Source organism: Streptomyces sp. NPDC059454, from assembly GCF_042749965.1.
GTDB lineage: Bacteria > Actinomycetota > Actinomycetes > Streptomycetales > Streptomycetaceae > Streptomyces.
This window is the reverse complement of the sequence record NZ_JBHYVC010000019.1, coordinates 79318-104854: the sequence shown is the minus strand read 5'-3', so window position 1 is coordinate 104854 and position 25537 is coordinate 79318. Positions and strand designations below refer to the sequence as shown.

The following is a 25537-nucleotide window of genomic DNA, read 5'->3' as shown; positions in this document are numbered from 1 at the left end:
TTCCTACTCTCCTCGGACGGCAACGACTCGAACTCGGGACGATCATGCGAGCAACCGTGCGGCACGTCGCGGACGGCACCTTTCTGGTGCACGGCACGAACACCAACTGGGTGATCCTGACCGAGGGGGACGCCGTCACGCTGATCGACACCGGCTACCCCGGCGACCGCGAGGGACTGCTCGCCTCCCTCGCGGAGGTGGGGAGTTCACCGGAGGCGGTGACGGCCGTACTGATCACCCACGCCCACAGCGACCACCTGGGATCCGCCGAGTACCTGAGCTCCGCGTACGGCACTCCCGTCTACGCCCACAAGGCCGAAGTCCCGCACGCCCGGCGGGACTTCCTGCACCAGGTGACCGTCGGGCAGGTACTGCGCAACGGCTGGCGGCCGGGCGTACTGCCGTGGGCGGCGCACGCCCTGCGCTCCGGCGGGACGGCGGACGTGGCGGTCACCGCGCCCGAGCCGTTCCCGGAGTCCGGTCCGGGCCCGCTCGACCTGCCCGGCCGGCCCGTGCCCGTGCACACGCCCGGCCACACCGCCGGGCACTGCGCGTTCCACTTCCCCGACACCGGGGTGGTGGTGTCGGGCGACGCCCTGGTGAGCGGCCACCCCACCTCGCGGACCCGGGGACCGCAGATGCTGACGGACATGTTCCACCACGAGCGCGCCACCGCCGTGGCCTCGCTGGACGTCCTGGCCGGACTGGACGGCGGCCTGCTGCTGCCCGGGCACGGCCCGCTGCACGAGGGGCCCGTACGGGACGCCGCCCGGCTGGCCCGGGAGCGGGCCCAATAGAGTGAGGCGACGACCGCCCGCGAGACGAGGACACCGCCGCCATGGCACTGCAGATCAACGCCACCAACCCGGAGCATCCCGCGCTCCTGTTGGAACTGCCGTGGCAGCTGCCGCTGGAGGAGTGGCCCGAGGAGTACCTGGTGCCGCTGCCGCGCGGCATCTCCCGGCACGTGGTGCGCTACGCGCGCGCCGGCGACGAGGTGATCGCGGTCAAGGAGCTCGCCCGCCGGCCGGCGCTGCGGGAGTACGAGCTGCTGCGCGACCTGGACCGGATCGGCATCCCGGCGGTGGACCCGCTGGCCGTGGTCACCGGCCGCACCGACCCCGCCGGGGAGCCGCTGGAGAGCGTCCTGATCACCCGTCACCTCGGCGGCTCGATGCCGTACCGGTCGATGTTCGAGACGACGCTGCGCCCGGCGACCATGCACCGGCTGATGGACGCGCTCGCCGTGCTCCTGGTGCGGCTGCACCTGGCCGGGTTCGCGTGGGGCGACTGCTCGCTGTCCAACACGCTGTTCCGGCGCGACGCGGGCGCCTACGCCGCGTATCTCGTGGACGCCGAGACCGGGGACCTGCACCCGGAACTGAGCGTCGGCCAGCGGGAGTACGACCTCGATCTCGCGCGGGTCAACATCAGCGGCGAGCTGCTCGACCTGGAGGCGTCCGGGGCGCTGCACCCTGCCGTCGACCCGATCGAGTTCGGCACCGAGATCTGCTCCCGCTACCAGAGCCTGTGGCAGGAGCTGACCCGCACCTCCGTCTACCCGGCGGGCAAGCACCACTACATCGAGCGCCGCATCCGCCGGCTGAACGACCTCGGCTTCGACGTGGCCGAGATGCAGATCGAGCACGCCTCCAACGGCGACACCGTCACCTTCGTGCCCAAGGTCGTCGACGCCGGTCACCACCAGCGCCAGCTGCTGCGCCTGACCGGTCTCGACGCCGAGGAGAACCAGGCCAGGCGGCTGCTGAACGACCTGGAGAGCTGGATGGCCACCCAGGACGACTACGCGCCCGGCGACCCCCTCGGCGCCCGCCCGGAGGTCCTCGCCCACCGCTGGGTGCGCGAGGTCTTCCGGCCCACCGTGCGGTCCGTGCCGCCGGAGCTGCGCGGCCCGGTGGACGCCGCGGAGATCTACCACGAACTGCTGGAGCACCGCTGGTACCTGTCCGAGCGGGCGCAGCACGACATCGGGCTCGACACGGCCGTCGAGGACTACATCAGGAACATCCTGCCGAAGGCGCGGGAGACGCTCCGGCCGACGGCCGACTGAGCCGGGCGGTCCACCGCGTCAGGCCGGCGGCACCACCGCCACCGGGCAGTCCGCGTGGTGCAGGACGCCGTGGGCCACCGAGCCGATCCTGGCCCCCACGGCCGTGCGGCGGGCGCGGCGGCCGACCACCATCAGCTGGGCGGTGCCCGCCACCGACAGCAGCACCTGTCCGGCGCTGCCCATCTCCACGTGCTCGATCACGTGCACGTCCGGGTAGCGCTCCCGCCACGGCGCGAGAGCCGCCGCCAGCGCCTTCCGCTCGTACGGTTCCAGGCCGCCGGCCTCGTCGAGGAGCTGGAGCGAGGCGGGGCTGTAGGCGAACACCGGGGGCAGGGTCCAGGCCCGTACGGCGCGCACCGTGGCCCCGCGCCGGGCCGCCGTCCCGAAGGCGAGGCCGAGCGCGGCGGCGCTGTCCTCCGGGTCGCCCTGCTGACCGACCACGATCTCGTGCCCGGCGACCTCGTCCGACGCCTGGTCCCCGGCCCGCACGAACACCACAGGACGCTCGGCGTCGACGATCACCTGCTGACCGACCGAGCCGACCAGGAAGCCCATGATCCGCCCGTGTCCGCGCGAGCCGAGCACCAGCATCTCCGCGTCCGCGGCGACACCGGTCAGCGTCCGCACGGCGTCGCCCTCCAGGACGTCCGCCGTCACGGCGAGAGCGGGGTGGCGTTCAGCGACGACGCGGACCGCCTCGTCCACCGACGCGCGGACCCACTGCTCCTGTGCCGCCCGGTCCCCCGTGTCCACCGCGTCGTGCGCCTCGAACCGCCAGGCGTGCACCACCCTGAGCGGCAGTCCCCGGCGGACCGCCTCCCGCGCGGCCCAGGCCAGCGCGGCGAGGCTCTCCCCGGTTCCGTCGATCCCTGCCGTGATCGGGCGCGTCATGCGGTTCCTCCCGGTGTCGTGTCCACTTCGCGTGCTCCAGTCTTCCCTACACCGCCGCCCCGGCCGCACGCGGTCGCGCCGTACGCGGAGCTCACGCGTACCCGAGCGCGTCGGCGCGACCGACCATACGAGGGGCGGGGCCGGTGCGGCGGCCGCGGCCGGACCGGGACCCGACTCGACCTGGACCGGCTGGACAAGGTCGCCGCCGCCGTGGACGAGGCGACGCTCCCGTCGGCGGTCGGCCGGCTCAGCCGCACGGTCGAGACGGGACTGCCCGTGACTCCTCCCCGTCCTGAAGGACGGGGCTTCCCGCCATGCCGGGTCGGCGTTGCGACGGACCAGCCCGGCCCGTCATACGTTGGCGGCTCCCACGGTGTCAGCGTGTGCGGTGTGACCGCAGGCGAGGCGGTGGAACTTCCCCTGGGTGGGCCGGCTCCCCCTGGCGGTGTGCCCGCGTTCGGGGCACTGTCGGGAGGTGTTGCGGGGGTCCACGGCGATCACTTCCCGTCCGGCGCTTTCAGCCCTCCGCCCACCAGCCACCCGGCAGGTCGGCCGTCGCCGGGTCCGGCGGGACGGGTGCCGTCGAACTGGGCGCGGACGCTGCGCCGCCGAGGAACCGCGGCCGGGAACCCGCGGCCGCCGCCCGTCGTTGTCCGGACACCTCCCACCGGTCCGTGTACGACGACAGCAGGGCGGCGTGATGCAGGAGCTGGTCCCCGGCGGCAATCTGGCCCTCCCGGGCGGTGCCGTGACCGTCCGGGTGCCCGGCCCCTTCGACGTGTCCGCGCTGATCACGGACGACGGTGGAAAGGTGCGCGGCGACGGCGACTTCGTGTTCTACAACCAGCCGTCCGCGCCGGGCGCCCGGCTCGGCGGGGACACGCTCACCGTCGACCCGGCGGCGCTGCGCCCCGGCGCCGGCCGGGTCACCGTGGCCGTCAGCCCCGCCGGCCCCGGCACCCCGCTGAGCGGACTGCCCGTCCCCGTGCTCCGGGTCGCCGACGCCGGCGGACGCCCGCTCGCCCGGTTCTCCCCGCCCCGGGTGCGGCAGGAGGCCGTCCTGCTCCTCGCGGAGATCTACCGGCGCGGCGCGGGCTGGAGACTGCGCGCCCTGGGGCAGGGGTACGCCGACGGGCTGGCCGGTCTCGCACGCGACTTCGGGGTCGACGTGGCGGACGACGGCGGGGCGGTCGCCCCGCGCACGGCACCCGCCGCCCCGGCCCGCCCGGCCGCCGGGGACGGCTTCCTCGAGCTGGTGAACGCCGCCCGGGCCGCCGCCGGTTCGCCTCCGGTCGCCCCCGACGCGCGGCTGGCCGGCGCGGCGCGGGAGCACGCCGGCATGATGGCGCGGGGCGGACGCCTCGGTGCCGAGGGCGTGGACGGCGTCTCCGTCCACCAGCGGGTCGTCGCCGCCGGATACCCGTACCTCACCGTCGGCGAACACCTGGTCTCCGGGCCGCTCACCGTCGACCGGTTCGTCGACCACTGCCTGCGTCACGACGCGGCCCGCCGCACCGTGTGCGATCCTTCCTTCACCCACGCCGCCGTCGGGTCCTGCGACGGGTCGGGCGACACCTACTGGACGGCGCTGTGGGCCAGTCCGCTCACCCCGGACGGCCGGGACCGCACGGCCGGCGAGGTCATCGACCTCACCAACCGGGAGCGCGCCCGCGCCGGACTGCCGCCCCTGTCCCGCGATCCCCGGCTGACCGCGGCGGCGCAGGCGCACAGCGCCGACATGGTGGCCCGCGACTTCTACTCCCACACCGCGCCCGACGGCGGCAAGCCCTGGGACCGGGCCGCCGCCGCGGGTTCGGTGCTGCGGACGACCGGCGAGAACATAGCGTGCGGACAGCGCTCGGCCGCCGAGGTCGTCCAGGGGTGGATGAACAGTCCCGGTCACCGCGCCAACATCCTCGAGGCCGGTTTCACCCGCATCGGTGTCGGATTCGCGGGCGGCGGCCGGGCGGGCACGTACTGGACCCAGCTCTTCGGCGGCTGACGACGCCCGCCCCGCGTCGTCCGCGCATGATCCTGGCGGAAGGAGGGAGTCCGGGCGAGGATGCCCCCATGAAGGGTGACCTGTTTTCCAGTCAGCACATGGTGCAGCCGGCCACGGCCGCGGGCATGACCGTCGAGAACGCCAAATGCATCCGCTACACGGTCGACGGCGAGATGCACGCGCGGCAGGGCGCGATGATCGCCTATCGCGGCAGCCTCCAGTTCGAGCGCAAGGGCCAGGGCGTCGGCGGCATGCTCAAACGGGCGGTGACCGGCGAGGGGCTGCCGCTGATGGCGGTCCGCGGACAGGGCGAGGCCTGGTTCGCGCACGAGGCGCAGAACTGCTTCGTCGTCGAGGTGGACCCCGGCGACGAGTTCACCGTCAACGGCCGCAACGTCCTGTGCTTCGACTCCTCGCTGTCGTACCGCGTCGCGACCGTGAAGGGCGCCGGCATCAGCGGCGGCGGGCTGTTCAACAGCGTCTTCACCGGACACGGCCGGCTGGGGCTGGTGTGCGAGGGGAACCCGCTGGTGATCCCGGTGTCGCCGCAGTACCCGGTGTACGTGGACACGGACGCGATCGTCGGCTGGACCGCGGGCCTGGCCACCTCGCTGCACCGTTCCCAGTCACTGGGCTCGATGCTGCGCGGCGGGTCCGGCGAGGCCGTGCAGCTGATGCTGCAGGGTGAGGGGTACGTCGTCGTCCGGCCCAGTGAGGCGACACCGCAGAAGGCCCAGCAGCACTGAGCGTTGTTGACCTCGGCCGCCGCGCGGGCCAGGGTGGGCCACGGCGCGGATCACCACCCCCCGGGCCGGAAAGGTGACAGTCGTGATCGGGATCGCCGACATCGAGACCGCGGCCGAGCGGATCGCCGGGCACGTGGTGCGGACCCCGACCGTGCCGAGCCCCGGGCTGTCGGCGCTGCTGGGTGTCCCGGTCACGGCGAAGCTGGAGCTGCTGCAGCGCACCGGTTCGTTCAAGGTGCGGGGCGCGGCGGCGAAGCTGCTGTCGCTGGGCGGGGCCGAGCGGGCCGCCGGGGTCGTGGCGGTGAGCGGCGGCAATCACGGGATCGCCCTCGCGGTGATGGCCGCGGCCCTCGATGTGAAGGCCACGGTGGTGATGCCGCGTTCGGCGCCGGTGCGGGCCGTGGAGATCGCGGAGTCCGCGGGCGCCTCGGTGCGGGTGACCGACGACATGGACGGCGCGTTCGCGCTCATGACGCGGCTCCAGCGGGAGGGACTGACCCTGGTCCACCCCTTCGACGACCCGGTGGTGATCGCGGGCCAGGGCACGGTGGGGGCGGAGTTCGCCGCGGACGCCGGCGACCTCACGGACGTCCTGGTGAGCATCGGGGGCGGCGGACTGATCGCCGGGGTCGCGGCGGCGCTGCGGGCGCTGCGGCCGGGAGTGCGGATCTGGGGCGTGGAGACCGAGGGCGCGCAGGCGATGTCCGAGGCGCTGGCGGCGGGCGGCCCGGTGCCGGTGAAGCTGACGTCGATCGTGTCCACCCTCAGTGCCCCGGCCGTCTCCCAGTTGACGTACGAGCATGTGTCGGAGCTGGTCACCGAGGTGCTGGTGGTGCCGGACCGGGAGGCGGTGCGGGGCTCGCTGGAGCTCGCGGACCACGCCAAGGTGTGGGCCGAGCCGGCGGCCGGCTGTCTGCTGCCGGCCGCGCGGCGGGTGCTGGAGCGGGTCGGCGAGGGGGCCCGACTCGGTCTCGTGGTGTGCGGGGGCAACGCCACCACCGGCGACATGATCGCCTGGACGGAACACTTCGAGCTTCGCTGAGCGTCCCGTTGAACGGACCCGCCCGCTCCTCCGTATCAACGGGGGAAGCGGGGTCCGGCGGTTCGGCGAGGGATGGCCATGGGCAGGGCGCACGTCTCCACCGACCGGTCGGTCGCCGGACGCTACCGGCTGGTCGAGATCACGCACCGGGAGACCAACCGCGTCCGCTGGTACGCCGACGACCTGATGACCGGCCGCCCCTGCCTGGTCACACGGACCGGCCTCCCGCGGGACGCCGCCGACGTCGCCCGCGGCGCGCCCTCCCGTGTCCTTCGGGCCAACGGGACCGTGGCCCGGCTGTGCCCCGGCCGGACCGCCGCCGTCGTCGACACCGTCGAGGAGTCCGGCTTCCTGTGGACCGTCACCCCCTGGATCGACGGCACACCGCTCGACGAGGTCCTCGCCGAGGAGGGCACGTTCCCCCCTGTGCGGGCCGCGCGCATCGCGCTGGAACTGCTCGACGTGCTGGACGCCGTGCACGCCGAGGGCGTCACGCACGGCGAGCTCAGCCCCGGCCAGGTGTTCCTGCGCGAGAGCGGGCCGGCCGTCGTCACCGGGTACGGTCTGGCCGGCACGACGTCGGCGCCCCGGCTCACGGCACCGTCGTACGCCTCCCCCGAGCAGGCCCGTGACGGGCGGATCGGGCCGGCCACGGACCTGTGGGCGCTGGGCGCGATCCTCTACACGATGCTGGAGGGGCGTCCGCCGTTCCGGGACCGCGGGCGGCCCGAGGCCACGCTGAAGGGCGTGGACCGGCTGCCGCCGCGCACACCGGTACGGGCGGGCCCGCTCACGCGGGTCGTCCAGGGGCTGCTGCGCAAGGACCCGCGGGAGCGGCTGACCCGCCAGGTGGTCCGCGGGGTGCTCACCCGGGTGCTGCGGGAGGACCCGGGTGCCGTCCCCGCGGCGGTGCCGAGCCCCCGGCCGCGCGGTGGGCACACCGGCTCCGTGCGCTACGCGGGCCAGGGGCGGGGCGGACGGACGGTGCTCCTCGGCACCGCGCTGGCCGTCGTCACGGTGGCGGTCGCCGTGCTCGCCGCGACGCGGGGACTGCCGGACGGCGGCACCGGATCCGCCGCCGACGCGCCACCGGCCTCCGCGTCCGGGCCGGCCGGTTCCGGCGCGCCGGACGAGCCCGGTGACCGTTCCACGCCCGCCCCGTCCCCGTCGGACGGCACGGGCGGCCTTCCGCCCGGCTACCGGACCTACCGGGCCCCGGAGGGCTTCTCCGTCGCGCTGCCCGAGGGCTGGGAGCGGCTGGGCACCTCGCGCGCCTCCGATCTGGCCTACCGCGTCACCTTCGGCGCCGACGGGGATCCGCGCACGCTCGCCGTCACCTACAGCACGCGTGTGGGGCCGGACGCGGTGGCCGTGTGGCGGGACGACGTGGAGCCGCGCCTGGAGCGGTCCCGCGACGGCTACGAGCGGATCGGCGGGATCCGGGCGACGACGTACCGGGGGCGCGAGGCCGCCGACATGGAGTGGTACGCCGCGGCCGACGGCGCCCGGGTGCGCACCTTCGGCCGCGGCTTCCTCCTGGGCGGCGGGCGGGGCTTCTCGCTGCGCTGGACGACCCCGGCCGCCGGCTGGGAGGAACCCGCGAGCCGGGAGGCCCTGCGGACCTTCCTACGGACGTTCCGGTCCGCCGCGGACTGAACCGCGCGGGGCGCGCAGCTTGCGCAGGGGCCACTCCTGCAGCGGGCGGGTGAGCCAGCGGGCCCGGAAGGTCCGGCCGGTGAGGGAGCAGGTGACCCGGAGGCGGTGCGGCGTCTCCAGGAACACCAGGTCCACGGCGAGGGTGTCGCCGTCGGCCCAGCCGCCGCTCGCGGCGGTCGGGACGGGCTTCTCGGCCGTCGTCCACCCCCGCCCGTCGGAGAACCGTGCGTCGAACCGTTCGCCGTCCTCGGTGAGGCTCAGTGTCCAGCCGCCGTCGGCGTCCGCCGTGACCTCGGCCGCGGTCAGCTTCGGCTGGTCGGCGCAGCCCCCGCCCTCCGGGGCGAACGCGGCGCCGGACCAGTCCCCGGCCCGCTCCGGCGGTACGGGACCGCCGTCGGCCGGGGGCAGGGCGAGCCGGCCGAGGCGCTCGCGCAGGGCGGTGTCCGCGGCCCGACGGCCGGTCAGCGGTCCGGGGTGGAAGGCGGGCAGGAGATGCCGCCAGACCAGGTCGAGGTATCCCTGCATCCGCTCGGTCGCCGTCGTCACGGCGACCACCGCGTCGTGCTCGGGCAGGACGAGGCAGAACTGCCCGTAGGCCCCGTCGCCCCGGAAACCGTGCCGGGACATCCAGAACTGGTACCCGTAGCCGAGGTTCGAGTCCTGCCGGTCCCCCTCCCCCATGGCGCCGTCGGTCGGTATGTACGGGCGGGAGGCGCGGGCGGCCCATCCCTCGGGCAGCAGCCGTTCGCCCCGCCAGATCCCGTCGTCCAGGTACAGCTGGCCGAGCCGCGCCACGGCGTCGGTGGCGGCGTGCAGTCCGCTGAAGCCGATCTCGCGGCCGGTGCGGTCCCGCTGCCACAGCGCCTCGCCGATGCCCAGCGGGCCGAACAGCCGGGGCCGCAGGTAGTCGGTGAGCGACTGTCCCGTGACCCGCTGCACGATCGCGCCGAGGGTGTACGTGCAGGGCTGGTTGTAGGCGAAGACGGTGCCCGGGTCGCGCTGCGGCGGCTGGAGCAGGAATCCGCGCACGGGTTCGGCCGGGTCGGCGGCGAAGGCCGCGTCGACGGTCTCGCCCTCGTGGCCGCTGGCCATGGACGCCACGTGCCGGACCAGCATCGCCCGGCTGCGCGGGTCGGTGATGTCGGCCTCGAACTCCGGGAAGTACGACAGCACCGGGGCGTCGAAGTCGAGCAGTCCCTCGGCCTCGGCGAGGGCGGCGGCGGTCGCGGTGAAGTTCTTGCTGAGCGAGTACAGCTGATGCGGGCGCCGCGCGGTGTACGGCGCCCACCAGCCGGCGGCCACGAGCCGGCCGTGGCGCAGGACCATCAGGCTGTGCGGTTCGATGTCCGGGGCGGCTTCGAGGGCGTCGAGGAAGGCGTGGACGCCGGACGCGTCGACGCCCTGGGCGGCGGGGTCGGCGGTGGGGAGCGGGTGGGCTGTCATGGCAGGCATCCTGCCCGGGTCACCGCCGGGTGATCCATCGTTTTCCCCGCCCCGGGCCGGGGACCCGGGCGGCATGGTGCGAATCGGATACACGATGATGACCGAGCAGGCCGGGCCCCGTGAGCTGGTCGACCACGTGGTGCGGGCCGAGGAGGCCGGCTTCGACTTCTCGGTGACCTCGGACCACTACTTCCCCTGGCTGGCGTCGCAGGGGCACGCGCCGTACGCCTGGAGCGTGCTGGGCGCCGCCGCGCAGGCCACCTCGCGCATCCCGCTGATGACGTACGTGACGTGTCCGACGCTGCGCTACCACCCGGCGGTGGTGGCGCAGAAGGCGGCGACGGTGCAGCTGCTGTCCGAGGGCCGGTTCCGGCTGGGGCTCGGCTCCGGCGAGAACCTCAACGAGCACGTGGTGGGCGGCGGCTGGCCCTCCGTGGACGTGCGGCACGAGATGCTCGAGGAGGCGCTGGAGATCATCCGCGCGCTGTTCGAGGGCGGCCACGTGAACCACCGCGGCACCCACTTCGACGTCGAGTCGGCCAAGCTGTGGGACCTGCCGGACCGGCCGCCGCCGATCGGCGTCGCGGTCTCCGGCAAGCGGTCCTGCGCCCTGGCGGGCCGGCTCGCCGACCTGGTGATCGCCACCGAGCCGGAGGCGGAGCTGCTCGACGCCTTCGACCGGCACGGCGGGCGGGGCAAACCGCGGGTGGGGCAGCTGCCGGTGTGCTACGACCCCGACCGGGACGCGGCCGTCGAACGCGCCCACGACCAGTTCCGCTGGTTCGGCAACGGCTGGAAGGTCAACTCGGAGCTGCCGCACCCGGACTCCTTCGCGTCGGCGACGCGGTTCGTCCGGCCCGAGGACGTCGCCGGGTCGATCCCGTGCGGCAGCGACCCGGCGGACTTCGTCGAGGCCGTCCGCCCCTACGCCGAGGCGGGTTTCACCGAGATCGCCCTGGTGCAGATCGGCGGCGAGTCGCAGCCGGCGTACCTGGACTGGTCGGAGAAGACGCTGCTGCCGGCGCTGCGGGACGCCCTCGGCTGACGCCTACGGCGGCCCGCGCGGCCGGTGATTCACCCGTAGAGCCGAGCATCTCGCGCGGATGCGGGGTACTAGAGGTCTCTACGTCGGTACTTCCCGGAGGCCCTCTCGTGAACTCGTTCGTGCACAAGACCCTGGTGGTGGAGCTCCAGGCGGGCGACGCGGACCGCTTTCCCGTGCTCGCCCACCTGAGCTACGACCCGTCCGACCCGTTCGCCGTCACCATCGTCTTCAGCCACGACGGCCGGGTCCTCGCCCGCTGGCAGCTGGACCGGGAGATGGTCGCCGAGGGTCTCACCCGCCCGGTGGGCATCGGGGACGTACGGCTGCGGCCGGAGTCCCGGGGTGTGGGGCGGGAGCTGCGGATGGAGTTCCTCGGCGAGGCGCACGCCGACGGCGGCCGGCACCACGCGGTGGTGTTCGCCTGGGCCGAGACCGTCGGCGAGTTCCTGCACGAGACCCGGCTGAGGGTCCCGCCGGGGTGCGAGGAGGTCCGCGTGGACGACTTCCTCGCGGACATCCTCACCGGGAACTGATCAGCGCGTGGTGTGACGGTACCGGGTCCACATCGGCAGGCCGAACCAGCACAGCAGGTACCAGCACACCACCCCGGCGACCAGGTACGGGACGAAGCCGTCGTGGGTGGCCACCCGCAGGATGAGCAGCAGTGAGGCGCTGGTGGTGGCGAGCAGCAGCAGGAGGCCGAGCATGGTGAGCCGGGAGGCCCACCGCACGGCCTGCGGTTTGATGCGCCGTCCGGAGACGAGCCGGTGCAGGGAGACCGGGCCGATGAGCGCGCCGGTGGCGCAGGCGCCCAGCACCACCGTCGTTATGTAGATCGTCTGGTCCGTGTCGGACAGCTTGGCGTAGGTCGGGGTGAACACGACGGTCAGCAGGAAGCCGAAGAGGATCTGCACTCCCATCTGGGCGACACGGATCTCCTGGATGAGCTCCGTCCACATCCGGTCCGCTCTCTCCTCCGCGGTCTCGTCCCGCCCCCTGCGCGCGTTCGCACCCTGCTCCGTGTCCGACACGATGGCTCCCTTCCGTAGGTCTCCCCACCGGATGCCCCGAAAGCCGCCGTCCTCCCAGGGCGGCCGCCGGTTTGCGGACGCGGGGCACGGTTACACGGACGGCTGATGACACCGAGGCCAGGAGGTCGTGGGACGCATGTCGGACACCCAGCTCACCGTGACGATCGGCGGCGGGGACGTCGACGACGCCCGAGCGGTCGTCAGGGCCCTGGAGGACACGTTCGGGGCGGCGGACCGGCCCCCCTCCGGGGAACACGCGACGGTACGCGTGGCGACGTTCACCGGAGAGGGGCGGGAGGGCGCCGGTCCCGCGGAAGCGGGGGCGCTGTCGGCGCCGGTGACCGTCACCGTGCAGGGCACCCCCCAGGCGGTGCGGCGGGCGAGCGACACCCTCGCACGGTCCTTCACGGCACACGATGAGGGCGCCGCCTCCGGCGACCAGGAGCAGGAACGGCAGCTGCTCCTGGAGCCGTGACGTCCACCGCCGCTACCAGCGGGCCTCGACCTGGTCCTTGATCCGCCGGTCGTAGAGGTCCCGGATCGCCGTGAGCGTCGCCCCGGGCAGCTCCGGGAGCCGGGCGGCGGCCGCGTTGGCGCGGGCCTGCTCGGGCGAGCGGGCGCCGGGGATGACGGTGGTGACGCCGGGCTGCCGGACGATCCAGCGCAGGGCGAGCTGGGCCGGCGTGTACCCCTCGGGGGCGAGCGCGGCGAACTCGGCGGCGGCCTCGACACCGGTCGCCCAGTCGACGCCGGAGAAGGTCTCGCCCTGGTCGAAGGCCTCACCGTGCCGGTTGTAGGTGCGGTGGTCGTTCTCGGGGAAGACGGTGTCCCTGGTGTACTTGCCGGACAGCAGTCCGGAGGCGAGCGGGACCCGGGCGATGATGCCGACGCCCGCCTCCCGGGCCGCCGGGAGGACCTCGAGCAGCGGCTTCATGCGGAACGGGTTGAGGATGATCTGCACGCTCGCCACGTTCGGCCGGGCGATCGCGGTGAGCGCCTCGGCGCAGGTCTCCACGCTGACGCCGTAGGCGGCGACGCGCTCCTCCGCCACCAGGGTGTCGAGGGCGTCGAAGACCTCGTCGGTGGAGTAGACGGGGGTCGGCGGGCAGTGCAGCTGCACCAGGTCGATGCGGTCGACGCCCAGGTTGCGCCGCGAACGGTCGTTCCAGGCGCGGAAGTTGTCCAGGACGTAGTTCTCGGGGATCTGGTCGGCCCGGCGGCCCATCTTGGTGGCGACCAGTACGTGCAGATCGGGCCGCCCGCTCAGGAACGACGCGATGGTCTGCTCGCTGCGTCCGTCGCCGTACACGTCGGCGGTGTCGAAGAAGGTGACGCCCGACTCGGCGGCGGCCTCCAGCACCGCGAGGGCTTCCTTGTCGTCGACGTCGCCCCAGTCCGCCCCGAGTTGCCATGTGCCGAGACCGATCACGGAGGCGTGCTGTCCCGACCTGTCGAATGTGCGCTCGTCCATGGAGGTCAGTCTGTCATCCGTGCCGCCCGGCCGGCGGGCGGCTCCGCCGTCCTCGTGCGCCGGCTCAGGCGCTCCGGGCCGCCGTCCGGCACTCGGGGTGGCCCCAGCCCTTGTCGTTCTTGGCGATCGGCTCTCCGGCCGTGTAGGACCGCCCGCACGGGCAGCGGCCGGGGAACTTGGCCTTGATCGTGCGGGCCGGGGAGCCGCCGCGCTGCCGGGGCGTCTTCGCCCCGCCGGACCCGCGCCCCGCCGCGCCGCCCGCCGGACGGCCCGGGGCGGGCGGCGGTTCGGGCGAGCCCTGCTCGCTGCCGGCGTCCTCCTGGGCGGTGGCCGCCCGGCTGGCCGCACGGTCGGCGAAGTCGTTGAGCCGGTCGCCGTCGACCTGGTGGGCGGGGACGTAGCGGAACTCGACCGAGCGGTCCTGGAGGAGTTCGTCGATGCGGACGACGAGTTCCTGGTTGGCGACCGGTTTGCCGGCCGCGGTGCGCCAGCCGTTGCGCTTCCAGCCGGGGAGCCAGGTGGTGACGGCCTTCATGGCGTACTGCGAGTCCATCCGGACCTCGAGCGGCACGGCGGGGTCGGTCGCCGCCAGCAGCCGCTCCAGCGCCGTGAGTTCGGCGATGTTGTTGGTGGCCTTTCCGAGCGCTCCCGCCTCCCAGCGGACCGGCGTCCCGGAATCGTCGGCGACCACCCAGGCCCAGCCGGCGGGCCCCGGGTTTCCCTTCGAAGCCCCGTCGCACGCGGCCACAACTCGTTCACGCATGCGCCCGATCATGCCATGTCCGGGCGGGCGGGCCGGGCCCGCTCACTCCACGTCGGCCGTCGTCGGCGTCCCGCCCGTGGTGGTGGTGAGGTCGATCACCGAGAAGTCCGCGCCCTGCGGGTCGCCGATCGCCGCGAACCGGCCGAAGGGCGTGTCCGTCGGGCCGAACCGCAGGACACCGCCCCGGTCGGTCGCGCGGACCACCGCCTCGTCGCAGTCGGCGACGGTGAAGTAGACGTTGATGTACGGGGGTGTCCCGGGCGGGAGGTCGTCCGTCATCCGCGTCCGGCCGAGCACGCCGCGTTCCCCCAGGTCGTAGACGCGGAAGTCCGCCCCGTCCTCCAGCCGCTCCGAACGGTAGGAGAACACGGCGGGGAAGAACGCGTCGGACTTCTCCGGCTCACGGGTGAAGACCTCCGCCCAGCAGTACGCGCCGGGCTCGGCCACCGCCCCGAAGCCCTCGTGGGTGCCGGCCTGCCACAGGCCGAAGACGACCCCACCGGGGTCGCGCGCCAGGCACATCGTGCCGAGGTCGCCGATCCGCATCGGCTCCATCAGCAGCTCGCCGCCGTGGTCCCGGATCCGGGCGGCGGTCGCGGCGGCGTCCGTGGCCGCGAAGTACAGGCACCACTGCGAGGTGCCCTCCTGGCCGGGCATCGGCGGTACGACGGCCGCCACCGCCCTGCCGTCGGCGCGGGCCTCGGTGTAGTCGCCGGACCCGGCCGACGCCTCGGCGAAGGTCCAGCCGAGGACGTCTCCGTAGAAACGCTTGGCTCCCTCGACGTCGGTGAACATCGCGTCGGCCCAGCACGGGGTGCCCTCGGGCGGTGCGGCCATGGCTTCGGGCCTTTCCGGACAGGCGGTCGGTCCGTCTCCTCACGCTAGCCACCACCGCCGCCGGCCGCGCGCCGAGCGGCCTTCGGCCAAAACCGTGTCTTCCCCGCCGGCCCCGGCTGTGCTTGCCTGGGACGCCGTGTCGCCGGCCGGGCGGGAGCCGCCGTATGCGCAAGCCGTGGACCGTGTCCGTGGTGCTCGCCGCCGCACTGCTCGGCGCGTGCGCGGATCCGTCGTCGGAGCCGGGGACCGAACCGCCCCCGCCCACCTCGCCGCAGCCGTCGGCCACCACGCACCAGCGGCCCGCCGCCACGGCCGTGGACCCGCCCACGGTCCTGTATCTCGGGGACTCCCTGGCGACGGAGAACCAGGAAGTGCTCGGGCGGGAGCTGCGCGCGCGGGTGCGCGCCCGCTACACGAGCGCGCCCCACTCGGGCACCACCCTGTGCGACTACCTGGAGGGTTCCGCCGGGCGCTCCCTCGTTCCGGCGCCGGACAAGGCGGCGGCGCTGGTGCGGTCGCTGCGGCCGGACCATGTGGTGCTGCAGTTCTGGGGCAACTCCTGGGGCTATACGCCGTGCATGGACGAGATCACCTACGACGCCTCGCCGGAGCGGTATCTGAGGCGGTACGCGGCCGACGCGCGGCGCCTGGCCGAGCAGATCCGTTCGGCGGGCGGGAGCCGGGCGCCGCGGATCGTCTGGGTGCTGCAGGGCCCCGACCCGATCGCTCCCGACCGGGTGCGCCGGGTGAACGCGCTGTACGAGGAGCGGGCCGCCGCCTTTGGCGATCTCGTCGCCGACGCGGGGAAGGCGGTGAGCCCGGCGGGGGCCCGGTACACCTGGGCGCGATACCTGCCGTGCGACGCCTACGAGCGTGCCCACCCGGACTACTGCACCCAGCCCGGCCACGACCGGACGGCCCTGCACCGGGAGGACGATCCTCTGCACTTCTGTCTGGCGCCGACGACGTCCGCCCCGAAGCCCTGTCCGGTCCGCTCACCCGGCATCCTGCGCATCGCGCGGGAGATCACACGGGTGATCGAGGAGGATCTCCGCGCGGACTGACCGGGACGTCGGGGCCCTGCGGCGGCCCCGCCGTCGGTCCGGACCTCACTCGCCCGCGTACGCCTTCTCCAGGGCGGCGATGTCGAGCTTGCCCATCGTCATCATGGCCTTCAGGGCGCGGTCCGCCTTCCGCCGGTCCGGGTCGCCGATCATCTCGGTCAGCCGGACCGCGTTGACCTGCCAGGAGACGCCGAACCGGTCCTTGAGCCAGCCGCAGGGGCCGTGCTCGCCGCCGCCCTCGACGAGCTTCTCCCAGTAGTGGTCGATCTCCGCCTGGTCCGCGCAGTCGAGCTGGAAGGAGATCGCCTCGTTGAACGTGAACTCGGGTCCGCCGTTCAGTGCGACGAACTTCTGGCCGTTGGCCGTGAACTCGACGGTGAGCACGGAGCCCTCGGCGCCGGGCGTGGCGTCGGTGTTCCGGACGATGTCGCCGATGCTCGAGTCCTTGAAGACCGAGACGTAGAAGTTCGCGGCCTCCTCGGCCTGGCCGTCGTACCAGAGACATGTGGTGAATCCGTCGGTGGTCATGAGTACCTCCCGGGCGTGGAACGCGGTCATGAGTGTTGACCCGGCCCTGCCCCGGAACTCATCGGTGCGGCCCCCGGACCGACCCGGACGGCGGCACGGGGGAGCGCTCTGCCCGTGGCGAATCTGCCACGGGCAGAGATGTCCGCGGGCGCCCCGCCGGCCGGTCGAGAGTGGAGGCGCGCGGTCGCTTCGGCCGCGTTCCGACGAGCGACCACCAGGAGCGCCGATGTCTCCGTTCACCGCCGGCCCGTGGCCGGCCCCGCCGCCCCGGGCCGAGGAGGGCGACACCCCGCCGACCCGGTTCGACGACCATCTCGCCGCCCAGTTGCTCGCGCAGCGCATCGTGCTGCTCGGCACGCAGGTCGACGAGGTGTCCGCCAACCGCGTGTGCGCGCAGTTGCTGGTCCTGTCCGCCGAGGACCCGCGCACCGACATCAGCCTGTACGTCAACAGCCCCGGCGGTTCGGTGCACGCGGGGCTGGCCGTCTACGACACGATGCGGCTGATCCCCAACGACGTCTCGACCCTGGCCATGGGCTTCGCGGCCAGCATGGGCCAGTTCCTGCTCTGTGTCGGCACGCCCGGCAAGCGCTACGCCCTGCCGAACGCGCGCGTCATGATGCACCAGCCGTCGGGGGGCATCGGGGGCACCACCGCCGACATCGAGATCCAGGCGGAGAGCCTGGAGTTCACCAAGCGGACCATCGAGCGGATCACCGCCGAGCACACCGGCCAGACCCCGGAGACCATCTCCCGGGACGGCGACCGGGACCGCTGGTTCACGGCCGAGCAGGCCAGGGATTACGGGATGGTCGACCGGGTGGTGGAGTCGTTCGACGACGTCCGCCCGGCCGCCGCCCGGCCCAGGATGGGGCTGCGGTGATGGGAACGTACACGATTCCGAACGTCGTCGAGCGCACCCCGCGGGGCGAGCGGTCCTACGACGTGTTCAGCCGGCTGCTGGCCGAGCGGATCATCTTCCTGGGCACGGAGATCGACGACGGGGTCGCCAACGTCGTCATCGCGCAGCTCCTCCATCTGGAGTCGTCGGCCCCGGAGAACGAGATCGCGGTCTACATCAACTCCCCCGGCGGCTCGTTCACCTCACTGATGGCGATCTACGACACGATGACGTTCGTCCAGGCGCCGGTGTCGACGTTCTGCGTCGGGCAGGCGGCGTCCACGGCGGCCGTGCTGCTGGCCGGCGGGGACCCGGGGCGGCGGTTCGTGCTGGAGCACGCGCGGGTGCTGCTCGGGCAGCCGGCCTCGGGCGGATCGCGCGGCACGGCGTCCGACCTGGCGTTGCGGGCCAAGGAGATGGTGCGGATCCGCTCCCAGGTGGAGGAGGTGCTGTCCCGGCACACGCACCACGACGTGGCGACCCTGCGGTCCGACATGGACCGCGACAAGGTGTTCACCGCCGAGGAGGCCGTGGCGTACGGCCTGGCCGACGAGGTGCTGACCCGGCGCCTGGGGCCTGTCTGACGATTCCCGCCGTCCGCCCGCGGGGCAGGCGGGGACCGCCGGACAGGCCCTGAGGGCGTGTGCGGCGCCGGGCGCCGGTCACGCGGCCAGGCAGAGTCCGTTGTGCGCGGAGCCAAAGACGCCCCGGGTCGTGGTGGCGGCCCGCCGGCCGGTGACGCGGACCAGCTCTCCGTGGGCCCGGGTCAGCAGGTCGCCGAGGCCGAGACCGAGCGCCTGGGCGGCGGCCGCGAGGACCTCCGAGGAGGCCTCCTTGCGGCCCCGCTCCACCTCCGAGAGATAGGGCATGGAGATCCGGGCCGCGTCGGCGACGTCCTTCAGCGTCCGTTCCTGGGCGAGCCGCTCGCTGCGCAGCACGTCGCCGACGAGGTCGCGCAGCAGCGGCTCCCTGGGTGCGGGGGCCGCACCCGGCGGCGGGCCGGGGCGCAGGGGGATGACACGGGCACGGTCCGGCGCTGGGCCGGTCACCTCTTGATTGGTCACCTCCTCAGCCTAGGAATTCCGGTCCCGGGGGGAAGGGAACGGAGTTCCGCCCTGAGTGAAGGCGCTCCCGGGCGCGGCCCGGGCTGCCGCGCGGGCCGCGCCCCCGTACCATCGGACGTACGAGTGACGACCGGTGCGCACCGTGGTTCCGAACCTGTCGGAACATGGTGGGCATGGGTTCCCATGACCTGGGTACCCGCAGGGTTCAGGCACATGTCAGCCGTGACGTTCGTGGGGAGAGGCAATGAGGACCGCCGTGATCCGGTCGCAGGCGCAGGGAGCGGAACAGCACACCGGGGCCGGGACGGGTGACGGAAGTCTGCAGGACGTGGTGGATCCACGCGCCGTCGCCCCGCGCGATGCCAGGGAGCTGTCCCGCCAGTTCTTCCGCCGCATGGCGGAGCTGGAGGAGGGCACGCACGAGTACCAGTACGCGCGCAACACCCTCATCGAGATGAACATGTCCCTCGTCCGGTTCGCGGCCGGGCGGTTCCGCGGCCGCGGCGACGACATGGACGACATCGTGCAGACCGGCATGATCGGCCTGATCAAGGCCATCGACCGGTTCGAGCTGTCCCGCGAGGTCGAGTTCACCTCCTTCGCGCTGCCGTACATCGTCGGTGAGATCAAGCGTTTCTTCCGGGACACCACGTGGGCCGTGCATGTGCCGCGCCGGCTCCAGGAGCTGCGGGTCGAACTGGCGAAGGCCCGCGAGGAACTCGCCAGCCGGCTGGACCGGGAGCCCACGGTCGGCGAGCTCGCCACGCTGATGAACATCACCGAGCAGCAGGTCGTCGAGGGGCAGATCGCCGCGAACGGGTACAACTCGTCGTCGCTGGACGCCGCCCTCACCGGTGACGGCCCGGAGAACGGCGAGGCGGTCCTGGCCGACTTCATCGGGGTCGAGGAGGAGGGGCTGCGCCTGGTCGAGGACTTCCACTCGCTCGCTCCGCTCATGGCCGAGCTCAGCGAACGCGACCGGGAGATCATCCACATGCGGTTCGTGGAGGAGGCCACCCAGGCGGAGATCGGCGAGCGCCTCGGCTGCTCGCAGATGCATGTGTCCCGTCTGATCAAGCGGATCATCGCCCGGCTGCGCGAGGGCATGCTGGGCGAGCTCGGCTGCGCCTGACCGGGCCGGCCCGACCGGGTCGACCCGGTCGGGCGACGGCGTGGCCGGTCAGGCGGCGCCGAGGTGCAGCACGGCGCACACGCGCTTGCCGACCGGCACGCGTTCCACACTGACGTCCCGCGCCAGCGCGCGGACGATCTCCAGACCGTGCCGGCCGACGCGTTCGGGGTTGCGCGGGAAGACCCGGGGCAGGCTGGGGCTGCTGTCGTAGACCGCCACCGTGAGCGAGGTGTCCGTGCCCTCCAGCTCCAGGATGTACGGACCGTCGCTGTGCCGGTCCGCGTTGGTGACCAGTTCGCTCACCACCAGCAGCACCGCGCCGTCGGCCCGCTCGTCGATCGTGGCGCACCACTCGGTCCGCAGCTGCTGGAGGAAGTGCGCCGCGAACGTGCGCGCCTCGGCGATGCATCCCGGCTCGCCGGTGAAGTGTGCCGCCCGCCGCAGCGGCTCCACGGGCACGTCGAAACCAGTCGGTATCACTGCCCCGTCCAGGTGGTGGGTCATGCTCGTTTCTTTCCGCGAAGCCGGGTCGGCCGGACGAATCCGCACCGGTCCTGGTACCCCGACTTTCGCGGCGCACTCCCCCTGATCGGTGTTCGGCCCCGCGGGGCGGGGAACCCGGATTCCGCCGGGGTTCGGCGGAAGGGGCGCCATGAACGGACTGACGGCGGTGCGGAGCCTGACGACGCTGCCCGTGGTGACGCTGGACGGGGATGCCGTGGCGCACGTCAAGGACACGGTCTTCGACACGGTGGCCGGGCGGATCGCGAGCTTCACCCTCACCGGCCGGACCCTGATGTCGGGCCCGCTGCCACAGGATCTTCCCTGGCCGGCGGTGCACTGCCTGGGCCGTCACGCGGTGATGGTCCGCGACGAGGGGGCGCTGTGCGACCTGCCCCGGTCGGCGGCGCGCCGTGACGCCCTGCGCGGGCGGCTGCTCGGGGCGGACGTGCTGACCGACGAGGGCGACATGGTGGGCACGGTGCTCGACGTGCTGGTCGAGGGCGGCACCAGCGGCCGGCTCGTCGCGTTCCGGCTCGCCGCGCACCGGGAGCTGGTGCACGGCTCCCGGCACCGCCGGCACCAGGTGTACATGCCGCGGGGCGAGGCCCTGAGCGTCTCCGGCCGGACGCTGGTGATCCCGGCGCACGCGACGACGTACGTCACCGACGGCCTGCCGTCCTTCGTCGCCCGGGCCGGCGCCCACCACGGCCCCGAAAGGGGTATGCACCGATGATGCTGTTCTCCCGGGTGCGCGGGCTGCCCGTCCTCACCCCGGGCGACGCGGACCGGATCGGGGCGGTGCGCGCGCTGACGGTCGACGCGGCGTCCGGGGAGGTCACGCATGTCCGGATACGGCGCGGGCGGCTGCGCAGGGAGGCCGTGGTGGCCTGGGCCGACCTGGGCGCGGCCGGCCCGGACATGCTGATCGCGCGCCCGTCCGGCCGTCCGGCCGAGGTCCCGCCCCACCATGACCTGGTGGGGAGCAGAGTGCTCACCGAGTGCGGCGAGGAGCGCGGCACCGTGCTCGACGCGGCGTTCGATCCGGCCACCGCCCGCATCGAGGCGGTCCTGACGACCCTCGGCGAGCTGCCCGCCGACCGCCTGCTGGGTCTCGGCGACCACGCCCTGGTGATCCGGACGGGCGGCGGGCACCACGGACGGGGCATGCCGCGCGGACGGACCTCCCGGCGGGCGGGGGCGGGCGGGGCTGCTTAGCGTGCAGAGGTGAGCTCACGCACCTCTTCCGGCCGTCCGGCCGCCCGTCACGGCTGGGCGCAGGCACTCGCCACGGTACTCGGCGCGCTGGTCGCCATGGGCGTGGTGGCCACGCTCGGGCTGTGGGCGGCGGGTGCCACGGACCTTCCGGGCGGTTCCTTCCCTCCGGTGGTCGCGGCGACGGTGGTCGCGGCCGTCGGCGGCTCGGTGGAGCTCTCCGGGGACGCCGGCGACCTGGCCGGCACGGAGGGCGGTCTGACGGTCGTCCCGCTGTCCGTCACCCTCACCGGGGCGCTGGTCATCGGCCGGGCCTTTCTGCGCCCGCTGCGCCACCGGGCGGTCGCCGGTACGCCCGAGCTGGCCGGGTGGGCCGCGAGGATCGCCGCCCTGTGGCTGCTCGCGCTCCTCGGCCTCGCGCTCGCCGCGCGGCACACGTTCGAGCTCTCCCTCGGGGACGGCCCGCTCGGCGACCTGGGTGAGCTGTTCGGGATCAGACCGGTGGTGGGGTTCTCCACCGACGTGCCGCCGACCGTCCTCATCGGCCTGCTCTGGCTGGCGGGGGTGCTGGTGGTGACGCTGCTGGTGTCCCGTGGCGCCCCGCTGCCGGCCGGGCTGCTGCACGTCCAGACGTCGGTGCGTCCGGCGGCGCACGCGATGGTGGGGCTGCTGCTGGCCGCCGTCGTCATCGGCCTCGTCATCGCGCTGGTGGTCGCCGCCACCCGGGGGCATCCGGCCGAGACGTTCGCCGTGATCCTGCTGGGGCTGCCCAACGTGGTCTGGCCGGCACTGACGATCGGGCTCGGTGCGACCTGGGACGGCAGGGTGGAGGGGCCCTTCGGACTGCCCATGCCGCAGGTGCTCGACGAGGTGCTGCGCACACCGGACGTCTCCGCCCTGAACCTGGGCACGCTCACCGAGCACGACGGCGGGAGGTGGTGGTGGCTGCTGGTGGTGGACGCGGTGCTGCTGCTGGCCACCGCGTCCGTGATGGCGGCCCGGTCCCCGGCCCGGGTCCGCGCCTGGCAGCACGCCGTGCGCATGGCGCTGGCGCTGGCGCCGACCGTGCTGATGATCTGTCTCATGGCCCGGATCTCCGCACGGTTCGGCCTGTCCGTGCTCGGCATCGGTGATCTGGGCGAGGGTTTCTCCGGCCAGGTGCTGCTGAGACCACGGCTGTGGAGCGCCCTGGGCCTGGCTCTGCTGTGGGGCCTGGTCACCGGCTTCGCGGGGGCGCTGCTGACGCGGGGGGTACGCCGGAGGGGCAGGACCGGTCGCTGACCGGGTTCACATCCGCGGACCGAACGCCGGGACGGCGCGGGGCGCCTCGCCGGCCGCGTGGGTGTGCGGCCGGGTGCCGTCCATGTACACCCATCGCCCGTGGCCGGGGTCGTGGAGCCATACGGGGCCCCTCGTCGACGACGATCCCGACGCGCAGGCCGCGGGTGCGCGCGGAAGGTCTCCCCGTCGAGGCCGCCGCCGGCCGGGCCGGCCACGGCGGCCCGGTGGCGGGCCGGCGCCTCCTCGGCCCGCATCAGCGGCGGCCGCGGGTCGGCGGTGCGGGCCGTGGGAGCGCCGGCGGTGGGTGGGCCCGGGGTACGAAGACCGGGCGGCGGCCGTCGATCCACGTCGACCGGCCGTTGGAGCACAGCACGTGCCCCGGTCGCCGCCCCGCTCCGGCAGCCGCACCGGCGGCAGCGGGGCGGGGGACACGGTGGGCCGGCCGGGGCCGGTGGTCTCCCGGGCGGACAGGCCGTGCTCGGGGACGACGCGCGCGGGACGGGATCCGGGACCCAGGCGCCTACTTCCGCATCACGGCCGGCTCGTGACGCCGCAGCAGACGGGACACCAGCAGGCCGAGGACCAGCGACAGGGCGAGCAGCATGCCGACGGCGAGCAGCCACACGTCCGCCGTGTGCGCGAAGAGCGGATCACGGCTCAGGTCGCCGGGCGAGAGCGAGGGGAGCCCGATGGTGCCGGCCATCGCGGCGAACCCCCAGCGGGCGGGTACCAGCCAGGCCAGCTGCTCCAGCACGAGCACGCCCTCGAGCGGCAGCAGGGCGCCGCAGAAGACGACCTGGACGATGGCGAGCAGCACCAGCAGCGGCATCGTCACCTCCTCCTTGCGGACCACCGCGGAGACCAGCAGGCCGAGCATCATCGCGGTGAAGGCGAGCAGCGCGACGGCGACGGTGATCTCGACAAGGGGCGGCATCAACACGCCTTCGCCGCCGGGTGCGTTCAGTTCCACGCCGAGCAGTGCGACGAGGGTCAGCACCACGGCCTGGAGCACGGTGACCGTGCCGAGCACGACCACCTTGGACATCAGGTACGCCGATCTGGACAGGCCCACGGCCCGCTCTCGCTGGTAGATCACCCGCTCTTTGACGAGTTCGCGCACCGCGTTGGCCGCGCCGGTGAGCACCGCTCCGACGCACAGGATGAGCAGGGCGTTCATGGCGGACCTGCGCGTCAGCTCACTGCCCGCGAGGGCCCTCGCCATGCCCCCCATCACGAACGGCAGCGCGATCATGACGGCGAGGAAGGTGCGGTCCGCGGCGAGCGCGGCGGTGTAGCGGCGGGCCAGGGTGCGGAGCTGGGCGCCCCAACCGCGCGGCCGGGGCGGGGGGCCCACGACGACCGGCTCCTCGCGGGGCCGCTCGGGCTGGGCGGCGGCCTCGACGACGTACCGCCGGTGGAAGGGGGAATCGCGGTACTGCCCCGCCCAGTCCCGGTCCCGCTGCTGCTCGAACGCCTCGAAGGCCTCCGGCCAGTGCTCGAAGCCGAAGAAGGCGAGGGCGTCACCGGGGGGACCGTAGTAGGCGACCCTGCCGCCGGGGGCGAGGACGAGGAGGCGGTCGCAGACGTCCAGGCTGAGCACGCTGTGGGTGACGACGACGACGGTCCGGCCGTCGTCGGCGAGGCCGCGCAGCATGTGCATCACCGAGCGGTCCATGCCGGGGTCGAGGCCGGAGGTCGGCTCGTCGAGGAAGAGCAGCGACGGCTTGGTCAGCAGTTCCAGCGCGACGCTGACCCGTTTGCGCTGTCCTCCGGACAGGCTGTGCACATGCTGGCGGGCCCGTTCCGCGAGGCCGAGTTCGCGGATCACCTCGGCGACCCGGGCCCGTCGTTCGGCCTGGGCGGTGTCCTGCGGGAAGCGCAGTTCGGCGGCGTAGGACAGGGCGGCGTGGACGGTCAGCTGGGTGTGCAGGATGTCGTCCTGCGGGACGAGGCCGATGCGCTGGCGCAGCTCGGCGTAGTCGTGGTAGAGGTCGCGGCCGTCGTAGAGGACGGTGCCGTGGTCAGCGGGGCGCTGACCGGTGAGCGCGTTCATCAGGGTGGATTTGCCGGCACCGCTCGGGCCGACGACCGCGAGCAGGCACTTCTCCCCCACCGGGAAGGAGACGTGGTCGAGGAGGCGCTTGGTGCCCCGGTCGACGGCGACGGTGAGGTCCTGGACGTCGAGGGAGACCTCGCCGGTGTCGACGTACTCCTGGAGTTCGTCGCCGATCAGGCAGAAGTCCGAGTGGCCGACGCCGACGATGTCACCGGGGCGGATGTCGGCCCGGTCGACCGGCACGCCGTTGAGGTAGGTGCCGGTGTGGCTGCCGAGGTCGACGATCTCGTACGAGCCGTCGGCGTGGACGTGCAGTTCGGCGTGGTGCCGGGAGACGATCAGGTCGTCGACGACGAGGTCGTTGTCGGGGTCCCGGCCGATGCGGACGGTGCGGGTGGGCAGCGGTCGCACGGAGGCCGGCTGCCGGAAGGTGTGGGTGAGGGCGGGCCGGGAGACCGCCTGCGGCCGGTCGCGTGCGGGGGCGACGAGGACGGCGCGGGGGCCGTCGTCGGGATGGGCGAAGCGGAGGACGCTGCCGGGGCCGACCTCCCGGGCGCGGATGCGCCGGCCGTTGGCGTAGGTGCCGTTGGTGCTGTGCTCGTCCTCGACGGTCCAGCCACCGTCCACGGGGTGGAGCACCGCATGGTGCCAGGAGACCCGGGCGTCGTCGATGACGATGTCGCTCGACGGGTCGCGTCCCACGTGGTAGTCGCGGACCGGACTCATCACGGTGGAGCCCGTCTCGGTCTCCAGGACGAGCTCCGGGGCGACCAGTCGCTCCGCCATGTCTGGATTCT

At 73.8% G+C, this 25537-nt stretch carries 27 protein-coding genes; 16 read left to right on the top strand and 11 right to left on the bottom strand.

Translation table 11 applies throughout. The features are described 5' to 3' along the window. Window positions 1–44 precede the first annotated feature (44 nt). Together ACFXAE_RS16130 and ACFXAE_RS16125 are read left to right on the top strand one after the other, a co-directional pair. Window positions 45–797 carry an MBL fold metallo-hydrolase gene (locus ACFXAE_RS16130; protein ID WP_384714204.1) on the top strand — a complete coding sequence of 251 codons (753 nt, stop codon included), beginning with the start codon at window positions 45–47 and terminating at the stop codon, window positions 795–797. 41 nt (window positions 798–838) lie between these two features. Further along, window positions 839–2071, top strand: coding sequence for a DUF4032 domain-containing protein (locus ACFXAE_RS16125; protein WP_384714201.1), 1233 nt, complete (start codon window positions 839–841; stop codon window positions 2069–2071). A gap of 18 nt (window positions 2072–2089) precedes the next feature. On the opposite strand, the gene ACFXAE_RS16120 is transcribed toward ACFXAE_RS16125, so the two are convergent. Further along, window positions 2090–2962 (bottom strand): universal stress protein, encoded by an 873-nt coding sequence (locus tag ACFXAE_RS16120; protein WP_384714198.1) that lies wholly within the window; start codon window positions 2960–2962, stop codon window positions 2090–2092. A 351-nt stretch (window positions 2963–3313) separates the two neighbouring features. Continuing rightward, a complete protein-coding gene (locus ACFXAE_RS16115; RefSeq protein ID WP_384714195.1) occupies window positions 3314–3502 on the bottom strand; it encodes a zinc ribbon domain-containing protein in 189 nt (62 codons plus the stop codon). Window positions 3503–3662: 160 nt separating this feature from the next. Here ACFXAE_RS16115 and ACFXAE_RS16110 point away from each other — a divergent pair, with 160 nt between their 5' ends. From ACFXAE_RS16110 to ACFXAE_RS16095, 4 genes are all read left to right on the top strand, one after another. Continuing rightward, a complete protein-coding gene (locus ACFXAE_RS16110) occupies window positions 3663–4964 on the top strand; it encodes a CAP domain-containing protein (RefSeq protein WP_384714192.1) in 1302 nt (433 codons plus the stop codon). 68 nt (window positions 4965–5032) lie between these two features. Further along, entirely contained in the window at window positions 5033–5710 is a 678-nt protein-coding gene (locus ACFXAE_RS16105) for an AIM24 family protein (protein ID WP_384714189.1), read from the top strand. A gap of 82 nt (window positions 5711–5792) precedes the next feature. Next, window positions 5793–6752: a threonine/serine dehydratase gene (locus tag ACFXAE_RS16100; RefSeq protein WP_384714186.1), complete on the top strand. Its 960-nt coding sequence runs from the start codon at window positions 5793–5795 to the stop codon at window positions 6750–6752. 78 nt (window positions 6753–6830) lie between these two features. Beyond that, window positions 6831–8408 (top strand): serine/threonine-protein kinase, encoded by a 1578-nt coding sequence (locus ACFXAE_RS16095; protein ID WP_384714183.1) that lies wholly within the window; start codon window positions 6831–6833, stop codon window positions 8406–8408. On the opposite strand, the gene ACFXAE_RS16090 is transcribed toward ACFXAE_RS16095, so the two are convergent. Beyond that, window positions 8379–9851 carry a serine hydrolase domain-containing protein gene (locus tag ACFXAE_RS16090; RefSeq protein WP_384714180.1) on the bottom strand — a complete coding sequence of 491 codons (1473 nt, stop codon included), beginning with the start codon at window positions 9849–9851 and terminating at the stop codon, window positions 8379–8381. The genes ACFXAE_RS16095 and ACFXAE_RS16090 overlap by 30 nt on opposite strands. Window positions 9852–9924: 73 nt before the next feature. On the opposite strand from ACFXAE_RS16090, the gene ACFXAE_RS16085 reads away from it, so the two are divergent. Both ACFXAE_RS16085 and ACFXAE_RS16080 read left to right on the top strand, forming a co-directional pair. Continuing rightward, window positions 9925–10896: an LLM class F420-dependent oxidoreductase gene (locus tag ACFXAE_RS16085; protein ID WP_384714177.1), complete on the top strand. Its 972-nt coding sequence runs from the start codon at window positions 9925–9927 to the stop codon at window positions 10894–10896. A 107-nt stretch (window positions 10897–11003) separates the two neighbouring features. After that, window positions 11004–11429: an SsgA family sporulation/cell division regulator gene (locus tag ACFXAE_RS16080; protein ID WP_384714173.1), complete on the top strand. Its 426-nt coding sequence runs from the start codon at window positions 11004–11006 to the stop codon at window positions 11427–11429. On the opposite strand, the gene ACFXAE_RS16075 is transcribed toward ACFXAE_RS16080, so the two are convergent. Beyond that, complete coding sequence (locus tag ACFXAE_RS16075; protein ID WP_384714170.1) at window positions 11430–11927, bottom strand: DUF6328 family protein; 498 nt, start codon at window positions 11925–11927, stop codon at window positions 11430–11432. Between the two features lie 136 nt (window positions 11928–12063). Between ACFXAE_RS16075 and ACFXAE_RS16070 the strand changes: the two genes are divergently transcribed. Then, complete coding sequence (locus tag ACFXAE_RS16070; protein WP_384714167.1) at window positions 12064–12402, top strand: hypothetical protein; 339 nt, start codon at window positions 12064–12066, stop codon at window positions 12400–12402. Between the two features lie 12 nt (window positions 12403–12414). Here the strand turns inward: ACFXAE_RS16070 and ACFXAE_RS16065 are convergent, their stop codons facing one another. The 3 genes from ACFXAE_RS16065 to ACFXAE_RS16055 all read right to left on the bottom strand — a co-directional run bounded on the left by ACFXAE_RS16065 (window position 12415) and on the right by ACFXAE_RS16055 (window position 14998). Next, window positions 12415–13398 carry an aldo/keto reductase gene (locus tag ACFXAE_RS16065; protein WP_384714164.1) on the bottom strand — a complete coding sequence of 328 codons (984 nt, stop codon included), beginning with the start codon at window positions 13396–13398 and terminating at the stop codon, window positions 12415–12417. 64 nt (window positions 13399–13462) lie between these two features. After that, window positions 13463–14161 (bottom strand): ribonuclease H, encoded by a 699-nt coding sequence (locus ACFXAE_RS16060; RefSeq protein ID WP_384714161.1) that lies wholly within the window; start codon window positions 14159–14161, stop codon window positions 13463–13465. A gap of 42 nt (window positions 14162–14203) precedes the next feature. Next, window positions 14204–14998 (bottom strand): VOC family protein, encoded by a 795-nt coding sequence (locus ACFXAE_RS16055; protein ID WP_384714158.1) that lies wholly within the window; start codon window positions 14996–14998, stop codon window positions 14204–14206. A gap of 164 nt (window positions 14999–15162) precedes the next feature. Here ACFXAE_RS16055 and ACFXAE_RS16050 point away from each other — a divergent pair, with 164 nt between their 5' ends. Beyond that, window positions 15163–16062, top strand: a complete 900-nt coding sequence (locus tag ACFXAE_RS16050; protein WP_384714155.1) for an SGNH/GDSL hydrolase family protein — start codon at window positions 15163–15165, stop codon at window positions 16060–16062. A 45-nt stretch (window positions 16063–16107) separates the two neighbouring features. Here ACFXAE_RS16050 and ACFXAE_RS16045 read toward each other — a convergent pair whose 3' ends face one another. Then, window positions 16108–16590, bottom strand: a complete 483-nt coding sequence (locus ACFXAE_RS16045) for a VOC family protein (protein WP_384714152.1) — start codon at window positions 16588–16590, stop codon at window positions 16108–16110. Between the two features lie 226 nt (window positions 16591–16816). Here ACFXAE_RS16045 and ACFXAE_RS16040 point away from each other — a divergent pair, with 226 nt between their 5' ends. Together ACFXAE_RS16040 and ACFXAE_RS16035 are read left to right on the top strand one after the other, a co-directional pair. Beyond that, entirely contained in the window at window positions 16817–17473 is a 657-nt protein-coding gene (locus ACFXAE_RS16040; protein WP_384714149.1) for an ATP-dependent Clp protease proteolytic subunit, read from the top strand. Next, complete coding sequence (locus ACFXAE_RS16035) at window positions 17473–18075, top strand: ClpP family protease (RefSeq protein WP_384714146.1); 603 nt, start codon at window positions 17473–17475, stop codon at window positions 18073–18075. The genes ACFXAE_RS16040 and ACFXAE_RS16035 overlap by 1 nt, the downstream gene beginning before the upstream one ends. A 78-nt stretch (window positions 18076–18153) precedes the next feature. Here ACFXAE_RS16035 and ACFXAE_RS16030 read toward each other — a convergent pair whose 3' ends face one another. Next, window positions 18154–18540: a helix-turn-helix domain-containing protein gene (locus ACFXAE_RS16030; protein WP_384714272.1), complete on the bottom strand. Its 387-nt coding sequence runs from the start codon at window positions 18538–18540 to the stop codon at window positions 18154–18156. 259 nt (window positions 18541–18799) lie between these two features. Between ACFXAE_RS16030 and ACFXAE_RS16025 the strand changes: the two genes are divergently transcribed. Continuing rightward, entirely contained in the window at window positions 18800–19687 is an 888-nt protein-coding gene (locus ACFXAE_RS16025; protein WP_384714142.1) for an RNA polymerase sigma factor SigF, read from the top strand. 48 nt (window positions 19688–19735) lie between these two features. Here ACFXAE_RS16025 and ACFXAE_RS16020 read toward each other — a convergent pair whose 3' ends face one another. Next, the gene (locus tag ACFXAE_RS16020) at window positions 19736–20191 is read right to left on the bottom strand and encodes an ATP-binding protein (protein ID WP_384714139.1); all 456 of its coding nucleotides are present in this window, start codon (window positions 20189–20191) and stop codon (window positions 19736–19738) included. Between the two features lie 148 nt (window positions 20192–20339). On the opposite strand from ACFXAE_RS16020, the gene ACFXAE_RS16015 reads away from it, so the two are divergent. The 3 genes from ACFXAE_RS16015 to ACFXAE_RS16005 are packed head-to-tail and all read left to right on the top strand — an operon-like array spanning window position 20340 to window position 22684. Beyond that, on the top strand, window positions 20340–20924 hold the full coding sequence (locus tag ACFXAE_RS16015) for a PRC-barrel domain-containing protein (RefSeq protein ID WP_384714136.1): 585 nt from the start codon (window positions 20340–20342) through the stop codon (window positions 20922–20924). Then, complete coding sequence (locus ACFXAE_RS16010) at window positions 20921–21406, top strand: PRC-barrel domain containing protein (protein ID WP_384714133.1); 486 nt, start codon at window positions 20921–20923, stop codon at window positions 21404–21406. Before ACFXAE_RS16015 ends, ACFXAE_RS16010 begins: the two co-directional genes overlap by 4 nt. Before the next feature lie 9 nt (window positions 21407–21415). Next, window positions 21416–22684 (top strand): streptophobe family protein, encoded by a 1269-nt coding sequence (locus ACFXAE_RS16005; protein ID WP_384714130.1) that lies wholly within the window; start codon window positions 21416–21418, stop codon window positions 22682–22684. Window positions 22685–23204: 520 nt separating this feature from the next. On the opposite strand, the gene ACFXAE_RS16000 is transcribed toward ACFXAE_RS16005, so the two are convergent. Continuing rightward, window positions 23205–25526, bottom strand: a complete 2322-nt coding sequence (locus ACFXAE_RS16000) for an FHA domain-containing protein (RefSeq protein WP_384714127.1) — start codon at window positions 25524–25526, stop codon at window positions 23205–23207. Window positions 25527–25537: the final 11 nt, after the last annotated feature.

Coding starts and splice junctions, on each gene's coding strand:
- ACFXAE_RS16130 (WP_384714204.1), top strand. CDS start 45: ATGCGAGCAACCGTGCGGCACGTCGCGGACGGCACCTTTCTGGTGCAC.
- ACFXAE_RS16125 (WP_384714201.1), top strand. CDS start 839: ATGGCACTGCAGATCAACGCCACCAACCCGGAGCATCCCGCGCTCCTG.
- ACFXAE_RS16120 (WP_384714198.1), bottom strand. CDS start 2,962: ATGACGCGCCCGATCACGGCAGGGATCGACGGAACCGGGGAGAGCCTC.
- ACFXAE_RS16110 (WP_384714192.1), top strand. CDS start 3,663: ATGCAGGAGCTGGTCCCCGGCGGCAATCTGGCCCTCCCGGGCGGTGCC.
- ACFXAE_RS16105 (WP_384714189.1), top strand. CDS start 5,033: ATGAAGGGTGACCTGTTTTCCAGTCAGCACATGGTGCAGCCGGCCACG.
- ACFXAE_RS16095 (WP_384714183.1), top strand. CDS start 6,831: ATGGGCAGGGCGCACGTCTCCACCGACCGGTCGGTCGCCGGACGCTAC.
- ACFXAE_RS16090 (WP_384714180.1), bottom strand. CDS start 9,851: ATGACAGCCCACCCGCTCCCCACCGCCGACCCCGCCGCCCAGGGCGTC.
- ACFXAE_RS16085 (WP_384714177.1), top strand. CDS start 9,925: ATGGTGCGAATCGGATACACGATGATGACCGAGCAGGCCGGGCCCCGT.
- ACFXAE_RS16070 (WP_384714167.1), top strand. CDS start 12,064: ATGTCGGACACCCAGCTCACCGTGACGATCGGCGGCGGGGACGTCGAC.
- ACFXAE_RS16065 (WP_384714164.1), bottom strand. CDS start 13,398: ATGGACGAGCGCACATTCGACAGGTCGGGACAGCACGCCTCCGTGATC.
- ACFXAE_RS16060 (WP_384714161.1), bottom strand. CDS start 14,161: ATGCGTGAACGAGTTGTGGCCGCGTGCGACGGGGCTTCGAAGGGAAAC.
- ACFXAE_RS16055 (WP_384714158.1), bottom strand. CDS start 14,998: ATGGCCGCACCGCCCGAGGGCACCCCGTGCTGGGCCGACGCGATGTTC.
- ACFXAE_RS16050 (WP_384714155.1), top strand. CDS start 15,163: ATGCGCAAGCCGTGGACCGTGTCCGTGGTGCTCGCCGCCGCACTGCTC.
- ACFXAE_RS16045 (WP_384714152.1), bottom strand. CDS start 16,590: ATGACCACCGACGGATTCACCACATGTCTCTGGTACGACGGCCAGGCC.
- ACFXAE_RS16040 (WP_384714149.1), top strand. CDS start 16,817: ATGTCTCCGTTCACCGCCGGCCCGTGGCCGGCCCCGCCGCCCCGGGCC.
- ACFXAE_RS16035 (WP_384714146.1), top strand. CDS start 17,473: ATGGGAACGTACACGATTCCGAACGTCGTCGAGCGCACCCCGCGGGGC.
- ACFXAE_RS16025 (WP_384714142.1), top strand. CDS start 18,800: ATGAGGACCGCCGTGATCCGGTCGCAGGCGCAGGGAGCGGAACAGCAC.
- ACFXAE_RS16020 (WP_384714139.1), bottom strand. CDS start 20,191: ATGACCCACCACCTGGACGGGGCAGTGATACCGACTGGTTTCGACGTG.
- ACFXAE_RS16015 (WP_384714136.1), top strand. CDS start 20,340: ATGAACGGACTGACGGCGGTGCGGAGCCTGACGACGCTGCCCGTGGTG.
- ACFXAE_RS16010 (WP_384714133.1), top strand. CDS start 20,921: ATGATGCTGTTCTCCCGGGTGCGCGGGCTGCCCGTCCTCACCCCGGGC.
- ACFXAE_RS16000 (WP_384714127.1), bottom strand. CDS start 25,526: ATGGCGGAGCGACTGGTCGCCCCGGAGCTCGTCCTGGAGACCGAGACG.